The 10,882-nt window shown below is 72.6% G+C and carries 11 protein-coding genes and 1 other RNA gene; all 12 read left to right on the top strand.

Annotated elements, in window-relative coordinates:
- Nucleotides 1-263, top strand: a 263-nt coding sequence (locus G537_RS44300; RefSeq protein WP_026871607.1) for a hypothetical protein, incomplete at its 5' end; no start/stop codon positions are given.
- Nucleotides 264-447: 184 nt separating this feature from the next.
- Entirely contained in the window at nucleotides 448-945 is a 498-nt protein-coding gene (gene tsaA, locus G537_RS0119805) for a tRNA (N6-threonylcarbamoyladenosine(37)-N6)-methyltransferase TrmO (RefSeq protein WP_026871608.1), read from the top strand.
- Entirely contained in the window at nucleotides 945-1,982 is a 1,038-nt protein-coding gene (locus tag G537_RS0119800; protein WP_051248673.1) for an iron ABC transporter substrate-binding protein, read from the top strand. Before tsaA ends, G537_RS0119800 begins: the two co-directional genes overlap by 1 nt.
- A gap of 9 nt (nucleotides 1,983-1,991) precedes the next feature.
- Nucleotides 1,992-2,996, top strand: a complete 1,005-nt coding sequence (locus tag G537_RS0119795) for a FecCD family ABC transporter permease (RefSeq protein ID WP_026871605.1) — start codon at nucleotides 1,992-1,994, stop codon at nucleotides 2,994-2,996.
- Nucleotides 2,997-3,258: 262 nt separating this feature from the next.
- On the top strand, nucleotides 3,259-4,056 hold the full coding sequence (locus G537_RS0119790; RefSeq protein ID WP_026871604.1) for an ABC transporter ATP-binding protein: 798 nt from the start codon (nucleotides 3,259-3,261) through the stop codon (nucleotides 4,054-4,056).
- 36 nt (nucleotides 4,057-4,092) lie between these two features.
- Nucleotides 4,093-5,889 (top strand): ABC-F family ATP-binding cassette domain-containing protein, encoded by a 1,797-nt coding sequence (locus tag G537_RS0119785; RefSeq protein ID WP_026871603.1) that lies wholly within the window; start codon nucleotides 4,093-4,095, stop codon nucleotides 5,887-5,889.
- Complete coding sequence (locus G537_RS0119780; RefSeq protein WP_245579055.1) at nucleotides 5,889-6,767, top strand: DMT family transporter; 879 nt, start codon at nucleotides 5,889-5,891, stop codon at nucleotides 6,765-6,767. The genes G537_RS0119785 and G537_RS0119780 overlap by 1 nt, the downstream gene beginning before the upstream one ends.
- A gap of 10 nt (nucleotides 6,768-6,777) precedes the next feature.
- Nucleotides 6,778-7,212, top strand: a complete 435-nt coding sequence (locus G537_RS0119775; RefSeq protein ID WP_034852291.1) for a protein tyrosine phosphatase family protein — start codon at nucleotides 6,778-6,780, stop codon at nucleotides 7,210-7,212.
- Between the two features lie 6 nt (nucleotides 7,213-7,218).
- A complete protein-coding gene (gene pdxR / locus G537_RS0119770) occupies nucleotides 7,219-8,670 on the top strand; it encodes a MocR-like pyridoxine biosynthesis transcription factor PdxR (protein ID WP_051248671.1) in 1,452 nt (483 codons plus the stop codon).
- Between the two features lie 90 nt (nucleotides 8,671-8,760).
- Complete coding sequence (locus G537_RS38830) at nucleotides 8,761-9,480, top strand: pyridoxamine 5'-phosphate oxidase family protein (RefSeq protein ID WP_034852289.1); 720 nt, start codon at nucleotides 8,761-8,763, stop codon at nucleotides 9,478-9,480.
- Between the two features lie 14 nt (nucleotides 9,481-9,494).
- Entirely contained in the window at nucleotides 9,495-10,211 is a 717-nt protein-coding gene (locus G537_RS0119760) for a GNAT family N-acetyltransferase (RefSeq protein WP_026871599.1), read from the top strand.
- Nucleotides 10,212-10,287: 76 nt separating this feature from the next.
- An RNA gene (rnpB, locus tag G537_RS42185) (RNase P RNA component class A) lies at nucleotides 10,288-10,695 on the top strand.
- Nucleotides 10,696-10,882 lie beyond the last annotated feature (187 nt).

The raw sequence follows: 10,882 nt of genomic DNA, 5'->3' as shown, positions 1-10,882 counted from the left end.
CCGGCGGCCCGGCCGCGGTCGCGGCCGAGCGGGCCCGGCGCCGGCAGGCGGTGGCCGCCGCCATGGAGCGGGCCTTCGCCGAGGTGCGGGATCCGACCCGGGTGCCGGGGCTCCGGGCCGGGCTGGCGGTCCGGCTGCAGGAGCCGGATGTGATCGGGTGGCTCGACGCCGAGACCACCGCCACCACCGCCGACCGCCTCTGCCGCTCCCTCGGCCTCGGCCTCTATGTCGACGACCCGAAGCCCGCACCCGACACCGGGTGACGGCCCGGCCGGCGGACACCCCGCCTATGGCCGCCTCGATTCCCTCTCCTCGGGGAGAGGGAGGGGCCCATTCGCGTCAGCGAGTGGGAGGGTGAGGGGGGATTCGGGCGTCAAGCCTCTCGCCGACCGGCGTATATCGTCCTATATAACGAAGCGGCACGACAGCTGAAGGCGAGGGGCCCGCATGGTGCGCGAGGACGAGATCCGGGCGGCCGAACGCGCCGTCGAATGGCCGGCGGCGGCCGATGCCGGCCTCGTCTTCATCGGCCGCATCCGCACGCCCTGGACCAGCCGCATGGACTGCCCGCGCCAGGGCCGGCGGGACGGGCCGACCTGCCGTATCGAGGTGTTCCCGCCCTGGGACCAGGCGCTGGCCGGCGTCGCGGAGTACGAGCGGCTGGAGATCCTGTACTGGCTGCACAAGTCGCGGCGCGACCTGGTGCTGCAGAGCCCGAAGGACGACGGCACGACGCGGGGCACCTTCTCCCTGCGCTCGCCGGTCAGGCCCAATCCGATCGGCACCGCGATGGTGTCGCTGGTCGGGATCGAGGGGTCGACGCTGCTGGTCCGCGGGCTCGACTGCCTCGACGGCACGCCGCTGATCGACATCAAGCCGGACCGCTGCGCCTTCACGCCGCTGGCCCCGCCCACGCCGGGCGATTCCGACGTGGGGGACCCCTGATGCTCCGCCGCCGCGGCGCGCTCGCCGCCCTGGCCGCCGTCCTGGCCTTGGCCGTCGCCCCGGCCTGGGCGCGCACGGTGACCGACTCCGCCGGCCGCACCGTCGAGATCCCGGACCGCGTCAGCCGCGTCTTCGCCGCCGGGCCGCCGGCCGCGGTGCTGCTCTATGTCCTGGCGCCCCAGGTCATGGCCGGCTGGGTGCAGGCGCCGACGGCGGAGGCGAAGCCGTTCCTGCTGCCCGCGGTGCGCGGCCTGCCGCAGACCGGCCGCCTCACGGGCCGGGGCGACACGGTCAATCTCGAGCAGCTGCTGGCTGCCAAACCCGACCTGATCGTCGATTTCGGCACCATCGGCGACACCTACATCTCGCTGGCCGACCGGGTGCAGCAGCAGACCGGCATCCCCTATCTCCTGATCGACGGGCGGTTCGGGAACACCCCGGCGGCGCTGCGCCTGCTGGCCGGCATCCTCGGCGTGCCGGAGCGCGGCGAGGCGCTGGCCAGGGCGGCGGAGGAGATCTTCGCCACGGTCGACCGGACGGTGGCCGCGGTGCCGGCGAAGAAGCGCCCGAAGGTCTATCTCGCCCGCGGGCCGGAGGGGCTGGAGACCGGCTCTCGCGGGTCGATCAACACCGAGATCATCGAGCGCGTCGGCGCCGTCAACGTGGTCGAGGGGCTGCGCGGCAAGGGCGGCCTGGTCACCGCCTCGCGCGAGCAGGTGATCGCCTGGGCGCCGGACACCATCGTCACTCTCGACCGCCGCTTCCGCCGAAGCGTCGCCGGCGATCCGGATTGGCGCCCGGTGCCGGCGGTCGCGGCCGGCCGGGTGTTCCTGGCGCCGAACCAGCCCTTCGGCTTCATCGACTCGCCGCCTTCGATCAACCGGCTGGCCGGCCTGGTCTGGCTGCTGCACACGCTGTATCCGGAGCAGGCGCCGGGGACCTTGAGCGACCAGCTGCGCGGCTTCTACCGCCTGTTCTATCAGGTCGAGCCGACCGATTCCGACCTCGCCCGCCTGCTCGACGGTGCCGGGAGCTGAGCCACGACGGTGCGAACCGCCACGGTCCTCCTGGTCCTGACGGCTCTCCTGGTCGCGATGGTGCTGGTCGCCGCCGGCATCGGCCCCTACCGCATTCCGCCACAGGAGGTGCTGGCGGCGCTCTGGCGCGCGCTCTCCGGTGGGACAGGGGATTCGACCGTCGACACGGTGCTGTTCCGCATCCGCCTGCCGCGCGTGCTGACGGCGATGCTGGTCGGCGCCGCGCTCTCCGCCGCCGGCGCCGCCTATCAGAGCCTGTTCCGCAACCCGCTGGTGTCGCCGGACATCCTCGGCGTCTCCACCGGCGCCGGCTTCGGCGCGGTGCTCGGCATCCTGCTCGGCCTGCCGGTGGCGGCGATCCAGCTGCTCGGCTTCGGCGGCGGGCTGCTCACCGTCGCCGCGGTCGGCGCCCTGGCTCGCACGCTCCGGGGCGGCGGCGATGTCCTGGTGCTGGTCCTGGCCGGGATCGTGGTCGGCGCCCTGGCCGGGGCCGCGATCTCCCTGGTCAAGGTGCTGGCCGATCCCTACGACCAGCTGCCGGCGATCACCTTCTGGCTGCTCGGCAGCCTGGCCGGGGTGAAGGCCGGCGACGTGGCGGCGGTGCTGCCGGCCGTGCTGGCCGGCCTCGCACCCCTCCTGCTGCTGCGCTGGCGCATCGGCGTGCTGTCGCTGGGCGAGGACGAGGCGCGGGCCCTCGGCGTCGACGTGCCGCGGCTGCGCCTGCTGGTGATCGCGGCCGCCACGCTGGTCACCGCCGCCGTGGTCGCGATCTCCGGCGTCATCGGCTGGGTCGGGCTGATGGTGCCGCATATGGCGCGCCTCCTGGTCGGGCCGCGCTTCGACCGGCTGCTGCCGGCGGCGATACTGCTCGGCGCCGCCTTCATGCTGGCGATCGACACGCTGGCGCGCTCCGCCGCGGAGATCGAGATCCCGCTCGGCGTGCTGACCGCCGCGGTCGGCGGCCCGATCTTCGTCTGGCTGCTGGCGCATGGCCGGCGGAGGCGACTGCCATGATCTGGCGAGACGTGCCTTTTCAGATCGCGGCTCTTCCCTTTGTAGTCCCCCCTCCCCTCGCGGGAGGGGGGCAGGGGGAGGGGGGTGCGCGCGTCTGCGCGCGAAAGGGCAAAGGGCTGGCGCCACTGCCCGGCCGGCCGGTGATTGTCCAGGACCTGGGCGAGCCGCGGGAACCCCCTCCCCCTAACCCCCTCCCGCGAGGGGAGGGGGGACTCATTGAGTGTAAGCCCGCTGTAGGCTCCATCTGGCGGATACCCCGGCCGTGACCGCTCTCTCCGCCGAAGCCCTCACCATCGGCTACGGCGCCACGACCGTCGCCTCCGGCATCGGCCTGGCGCTCAAAGCCGGCACCGTCACCTGCCTGCTCGGCCCGAACGGGGTCGGCAAGACCACGCTGTTCAAGACCCTGCTGGGCCTGATCCCGCCTCTCGCCGGCACCGTCCGGGTCGGGGGCGAGGCGCTGGCGCGGCTGCGGCCGGCGGCGCTTGCCCGCCGCATCGCCTATGTGCCCCAGGCCTATCCGGGCGACTTCGCCTACACCGTGCTCGACCTGGTGGTGATGGGTCGGACGGCGGCGCTCGGCCCCTTCGCCACGCCGGGCAGGGCCGATCTCGACATCGCCATGCAGGCCCTCGACGCGCTCGGCATCGCCGCGCTGGCGGGGCGGGACTCGACCCGGATCTCCGGCGGCCAGCGGCAGCTGGCGCTGATCGCCCGCGCCCTGGCCCAGCAGGCCGGCGTGGTGGTGATGGACGAGCCGACGGCCAGCCTCGACCTCGGCAACCGCCTGCGGGTGCTGGACCGGATCCGCGCTTTGGCCGCCGACGGGCTGGCGGTGCTGGTCTCGACCCATGAACCGGAGCAGGCCTTCGCCGTCGCCGACCGGGTGGCGGCATTGGAGCCGGGCGGGCGGTTCGAGGCCGGGCCGGTCGACGCGGTGCTGACGCCGGACCGGCTCTCCCGGCTCTACGGCGTGCCGCTCACGGTCGAGCGCACGGCGAGCGGCCGCTCCGTCGTGAGTCCGGTATGTCCAAAGCGGGGTAGCCAAGCCCGGCCATAGTTGCGACAAGGGCGGCCTCTCTCGGATCCTCGGCGCATGACCCTTCTGATCGGCCTCCGCAACGCCGCCGTCACCTTCGGCGGCGCCCCTCTCTGGACCGGCGTCGACCTGGCGCTCTCGGCCGGCGACAAGGCCTGCCTGGTCGGCCGCAACGGCAGCGGCAAGTCGACCATCCTGAAGGCGCTGGCCGGCGCGATCGACCTCGACGCCGGCGAGCGCTTCGTCCAGCCCGGCATCCGCATCGCCTATCTGGCGCAGGAGCCGGACCTGTCCGCCCACGCCACGGTGGCCGACTACGTCGCCTCCGCCCTGCCGGCCGACCGCGCCCACGACCATTGGCGGGTCGAACAGGTGCTGGCCGCGGTGAAGCTGGAGGGCGACCGGCCGACCGGCACGCTGTCGGGCGGGGAGGGGCGGCGCGCCGCCATCGCCCGCGCCGCGGTCGGCGAGCCCGACGTGCTTCTGCTGGACGAGCCGACCAACCATCTCGACCTGCCGACCATCGAATGGCTGGAGGGCGAGCTGAAGGCTTGGCGCGGCGCCCTGCTGGTGATCAGCCACGACCGCGCCTTCCTGAACGCGCTGGTGCAGCGCGCCTGGTGGATCGACCGCGGCGTGCTGCGGCAGATGGACAAGCCCTTCGCCCAGTTCGAGGAGTGGGCCGAGACCATCCTGGCGCAGGAGGAGGCGGAGCGGGCGCGGCTGGACAAGAAGATCGCCACCGAGACCGTCTGGTCGCGTCAGGGCATCAGCGCCCGGCGCAAGCGCAACCAGGGCCGGCTGCGCGCCCTCCATGCCATGCGGGCGGAGCGGCGGGCCCAGATCGCCCGTCAGGGCGTGGCGGCGCTCGGCATCGCCGAGGCCGGCCGCGGCGCCGCCCGGGTGATCGAGGCCGAGGGCGTGTCCAAGGCCTTCGGCGACACCGTCATCGTCCGCGACTTCTCCACCCGCGTGCTGCGCGGCGACCGGATCGGCGTGATCGGCCCGAACGGCGCCGGCAAGTCGACCCTGGTCAAGGTGCTGACCGGGGCCGAGCCGCCCGATTCCGGGACGGTGCGGCTTGGGCCGGGGGTGGAGCCGGCCTATTACGACCAGACCCGCGCCGTGCTGGACCCCGAGGCGACCTTGCGCGACGTGTTGCTGCCGCATGGCGGCGACTACGTCCAGGTCGGCGAGCAGAAGCGGCACATCGCCTCCTATCTCGGCGACTTCCTGTTCGATTCCTCGCGGATGTTCAGCCCGGTGAAGAGCCTGTCGGGCGGCGAGCGCGGCCGGCTCCTGCTGGCCAAGCTGTTCGCCCGGCCCAGCAACCTGCTGATCCTGGACGAGCCGACCAACGACCTGGACCTGGAGACGCTGGACCTGCTGGAGGAGGTGCTGGCCGACTTCCAGGGCACGCTGATCCTGGTCAGCCACGACCGCGACTTCCTCGACCGGCTGGTCACCTCGGTGATCGCGGTGGAGGGGCAGGGCCGGGTGGCGGAATATGTCGGCGGCTACACCGACTACCTGCGCCAGCGTCCGCCGCCGCCCTCGGCGCCCGCTCCGGCGGCGAAGCCGGCGGCCCCGGCCAAGCCGGCGGCGCCGAAGCCGCGCACCAAGCTCAGCTTCAAGGACCAGCGCGAGCTCGACCTGCTGCCCGGCAGGATCGAGGCGCTGACCGCCGAGATCGCCCAGCTCGGCCGCGCGCTGGAGGACCCGAACCTCTATGCCCGCGATCCGGACGGCTTCGCCAAGAAGACCGCCCGGCTGACGGCGGCGCAGGCGGAGAAGGAGGCGGCGGAGGAGCGCTGGCTCGAACTGGCGGCCCTGGCGGAGGAGCTCGGCTCCTGATGATGAAGCCCGTCGATCTGCTGCTGGCCCTCGGCGTGATGCTGATCTGGGGCTACAACTTCGTGATCGCCAAATACGGCCTGGCGGAGCTGCCGCCGCTGCTGTTCATGGCGCTGCGCTTCGGGCTGGTGGCGCTGCTGCTGGTGCCCTTCGTGCGCATGCCGCGCGGGCGCTGGCGCGACGTGCTGATCCTGTCGGTGATGCTGGGGCTGACCCATTTCTCGCTGATGTTCACCGGGCTCGCGCATGTCGACGCCGCGGTGGCGGCGATCGTGATCCAGGTGCAGGTGCCCGCCTCGGCCCTCCTGGCCATGATCTTCTTCCGCGACAGGATCGGCTGGCGCCGGGCGCTCGGCATGGCCGTCGCGATCGGCGGCGTCGCCATCCTGGCCGGCGAACCGCGGCACAGCTCCGCCCTCTGGGCGATCGGGCTGATCGTGCTGGCGGCGATCGTCTGGGCCGCCGCCAACATCCAGATGAAGCGGATGGCCGACCTCGACCCCTCCACCATCAACGGCTGGATGTCGCTCTTCGCCGCGCCGATGCTGCTCGTCGTCTCGCTGCTGCTCGAGGACGGGCAGTGGCAGGCGGTGACGCAGGCCAGCGCGTGGGCCTGGATCGCCGTCGCCTTCCAGGCGGTGGTCGTCGTCATCCTGTCCTACGCCGTCTGGTACCGGCTGCTGCGCACCTATTCCGTCAACCAGACCATGCCCTATACGCTGCTGGTGCCGGTGTTCGGCGTGTTGTCGGGCGTGCTGTTCCTGGGCGAGCCCGCCAGCTGGTCGCTGCTGATCGGCGGCATCGCCACGCTGGTCGGCGTCGGCATCATCATCCTGCGCCGGCCGAAGGTGGTCGAAGCCCAGGCGCAGGTCACGTGAGAGGAGAGCCATGGCCAAGCTGACGGAGATCGCCCCGGACCTGTACGCCGCGGCGCAGGTGGACCGCGCCGCGATCGCGGAGATCGCGGCCTCGGGCGCGAAGACGCTGATCAACAACCGGCCGGACGGCGAGGAGCCGGGCCAGCTGCCGGCCGAGCAGGCGCGGGCCGAGGCCGAGCGTCTGGGCCTGACCTATATCCACATCCCGGTGGTCTCCTCCGCCATCGCGCCGGGCGATGTCGAGGCGATGCAGCAGGCCCTGGCCGCGGCGCCGAAGCCGGTGGTGATGCATTGCCGCAGCGGCACCCGCTCCACCCTGCTCTGGGCCGCCGGCGAGGCGCTGGCCGGGCGCCGCGACGCCGGCGACCTCGTCGCCGAGGCGGCGGAGAAGGGCTTCCAGATCGCCTCCCTGCCGGATCTGGTGGCGCGGCTGCGCCAGGGCTGACGTCCGATGGCGGGCCGGCAGCCGGTCAGGGACCGCCCGGTCTCCTGGATCGACCTGATCGAGATCGGGCTGGATCCGGACGATTGCCGCCCACTGTTCCAGCAGCTGCATCTGGCGCTGCGCGACCTGATCGCCCGCCGGGTGGTGCCGGCCGGCACGCGGCTGCCGGCGACCCGGATCCTGGCGGACCGGCTCGGCGTGTCGCGCACCACCGTGGTCGCGGCCTACGACCAGCTACAGGCCGAAGGCGTGGTCGCCGGCCGGGTCGGCGCCGGCACCTATGTCGCCGCCGGGATCGAGGCGGAGGAACAGCCGGCCGCGCCGGCCGAGAGTCCCGCCCGGACCGCGGCGACCACTTGGCGCAGTGAAACCGTGCCCTTCGCCGCGGGATTCTGCGGCATGCACCCGGCCACCGAGCGCGCCTGGGGCCGGCTGGTGCAGCGCCATCTGCGCGGCATCGGCATCCGCCAGCGCGCCTATGGCGACCCGATGGGCCACCGGCCGCTGCGCGAGGCCCTGGCCGAATATCTCCGCGTCGCCCGCTCGGTGGACTGCGACGCCGACCGCATCGCCATCGTCTCCGGCAGCCAGCAGGGGCTGGACCTGGTGCTGCGCAGCGTGGCCGAGGCCGGCGACCCGGCCTGGATCGAGGATCCGTGCTATCCGGCGGCGCTCGCCTGCCTGCGCCAGCACCGGCTGCGGATCACCCCGGTGCCGGTCGACGCGCAAGGGCTGGACGTCGCCGCCGGTCTGGCGCTGGAGCCCGGGGCGCGGCTCGTCTACTGCACCCCGACGCACCACTACCCGCTGGGCGTGGCGATGAGCCTGCCGCGGCGGCTGGCGCTGCTCGACTGGGCGCGCGACGGGCGCTGGGTGATCGAGGACGACTACGACAGCGAGTTCCGCTTCTCCGGCCGGCCGCTCTCGGCCCTGCAGGGGCTCGACCGGCACGGCCGGGTCGTCTACATCGGCACCCTCAGCAAGGTGCTGTTCCCGGGGCTGCGCACCGGCTACGTGGTGCTGCCGCCGGGCCTGGTCGACCGCTTCGCCGCGATCCGCAACGCCGCCGACCGCTTCCCGTCCACCATCCTCGACGACGTGCTGGTCGATTTCATCAACGAGGGCCATTTCACCCGCCACATCCGCCGCATGCGCCAGGAATACGGCGAGCGGCGCGAGCGGCTGATCGCGGCCCTGGCGGCGGAGGTGGGCGAACACCTGACCGTCGCGCCGATCGACCGCGGCATGTACATCGTCGCCGATCTGCGGTCGGGGCTGGACGACGTCGCGGTGGCGGAGGCGGCGCGCCGGCGTGGGCTGGTGGTGCGGCCGCTGTCGCCGATGCACATCGCCGCGCCGCCGCGCCAGGCGCTGATCCTCGGCTTCACCGGCTTCCCGCCCCAGGCCCTCGACGCCGCCGCCCGGACGCTCGGGGCGGTGCTGCGCGGGTTCCGGTAGGGATTGGTCGGCCCGGCCGCGCGGAATTGGACCTTTCCAGCCGGCCCGGAAAGCGGCATCGGGAAGGCCAATGCCGTTTCGAGGGCTGCCATGACCGAGTTCGTCCCCTCCGCCCGCGCCAAGCTGAAGCGCCTGGCCAAGCGCGGCGCCTATGACCGCGCCACGGTCCATGCCGTGCTCGACGCCGGCGTGGTCTGCCACATCGCCTATGTCCTCGACGGCCAGCCCTACTGCACCCCGACCGCCTATTGGCGCGAAGGCGACGTGCTGTACTGGCACGGCTCCTCGGTCAGCCGGATGCTGCAGGGGCAGGGCGGCGGCCTGTCGGTCTGCCTGACCGCGACCCATATCGACGGGCTGGTGCTGGCCCGCTCCGGCTTCAACTGCTCGATGAACTACCGCTCGGTGATGGTGTTCGGCACCGCCTCGAAGGTCGAGGACGAGGCGCACAAGCGCGAGGCGCTCGACGCCTATGTCGAGCGGCTGTTCCCCGGCCGGGTGGCGGAGATGCGGCGGCCGACCGACAAGGAGGTGCGGGCGACCACCGTGATCGCCATGCCGATCGAGGAGGCCAGCGTCAAGATCCGCAGCGGCCCGCCGCATGACGACGAGGAGGACCTCGCCGCCGGCATCTGGGCCGGGGTGATCCCGATCGCCGAGACCATCGGCGCGCCGCAGCCCTGCCCGCTGCTGCCGCCGGGGATTGCTCCCGGCGCCACGACCGACCCCTATGCCGGCGGTGCCCGCTTCGACGAGATCCTGCGCGCCAATGTCCGGGGTGCCCCGGCCCCCGCCGAAGCCGGCGAGTGACGCGGAGACCGACCATGGCCGACATCACCAACGCCCTGGGCCAGCCGATCGGCGCCCCGGTTCCCAACTGGGGGCCGCGGCCGCTGCCGCCGCGCACGCCGATGGAGGGCCGCACCTGCCGGGTCGTGCCGCTCGACCCCGCCCGCCACGCCGAGGATCTGTTCGAGGCGATGGGCCGGGACGCGGACGGCCGCAACTGGACCTATCTCTCCGTCGGCCCATTTGTCGATTTCGAGAGCTTCCGCGCCTGGCTGGAGAAGATGGCGGCGGGCAGCGACCCGCTGTTCCATACTGTGATCGACCGCGCCACCGGCCGGGCGGTCGGCGTCGCCTCCTATCTCCGCATCGACCCGGCGAATGGGGTGATCGAGGTCGGGCACATCCATTTCTCGCCGCTGCTGCAGCGCACGCCGATGGCGACCGAGGCGATGTTCCTGATGATGCGCCGGGTGTTCGACGAGCTCGGCTACCGCCGCTACGAATGGAAATGCGACAGCCTGAACGCGGCCTCGCGCGCCGCGGCCGTCCGGCTCGGCTTCCGGTACGAAGGGCTGTTCCGCCAGGCCGTGGTCTACAAGGGCCGCAACCGCGACACCGCCTGGTTCTCGATCATCGACGGCGAATGGCCGCGGCTGCGCGCCGCCTTCGAGCGCTGGCTCGACCCGGCGAATTTCGACGCCGAGGGCCGGCAGCGCGAGAAGCTGTCGGATCTGACCCGAACGGCCGGCTGATCGCCTGTCACGGATTCGTCATGGGACGGCATGGGCCGCCTTGCGGTCCGGCCGTCGCGTTCCTATACAATGGGCAGCAGATGGCCGGATGGCCGCTCTGCCGGGCTTGGGCCCGGCGGGGAGGAAAGTCCGGGCTCCACGGAAACACGGTGCCGGGTAACGCCCGGCGGGGGCAACCCCAGGGACAGTGCCACAGAAAGCAAACCGCCCGGCTCCGGCCGGGTAAGGGTGAAAGGGTGCGGTAAGAGCGCACCGCGCGGCCGGTAACGGTCGCGGCACGGCAAACCCCACCGGGAGCAAGACCGAATAGGGGCGGGCCGGCCCATGGGAAACCATGGGCCGACAGGCGTTTCCGCCTGCCGCCCGGGTTGGTCGCGCGAGGCGACGGGCGACCGTCGTCCCAGAGGAATGGCCATCCCCCGACCCGCCGTCCGAGAGGATACGGGGCCGGGGACAGAACCCGGCTTACAGGCCATCTGCCGCCTTTTCCCATCATCTCCCAATCCAGCGCCAGAGCCGCGGCCGGACAGCGATCCGGGACGCTTTCTTCTGCTGTGTGGAGAGAACAAAAGAAAAACGCTCCCGAGATTCGAGTCGAAAGAAGCGCTCCATCTTCGCTTTTGTTCCGGACTCGCCCCGAAAGTCTCGGCAAATCGGCAGAAAAGCCACGG

This window comes from Inquilinus limosus DSM 16000, from assembly GCF_000423185.1.
In the GTDB taxonomy this organism is placed as follows: Bacteria; Pseudomonadota; Alphaproteobacteria; order DSM-16000; family Inquilinaceae; genus Inquilinus; species Inquilinus limosus.
The sequence above is the reverse complement of the archived record's forward strand: the minus strand, read 5'-3'. Positions and strand labels throughout refer to the sequence as shown.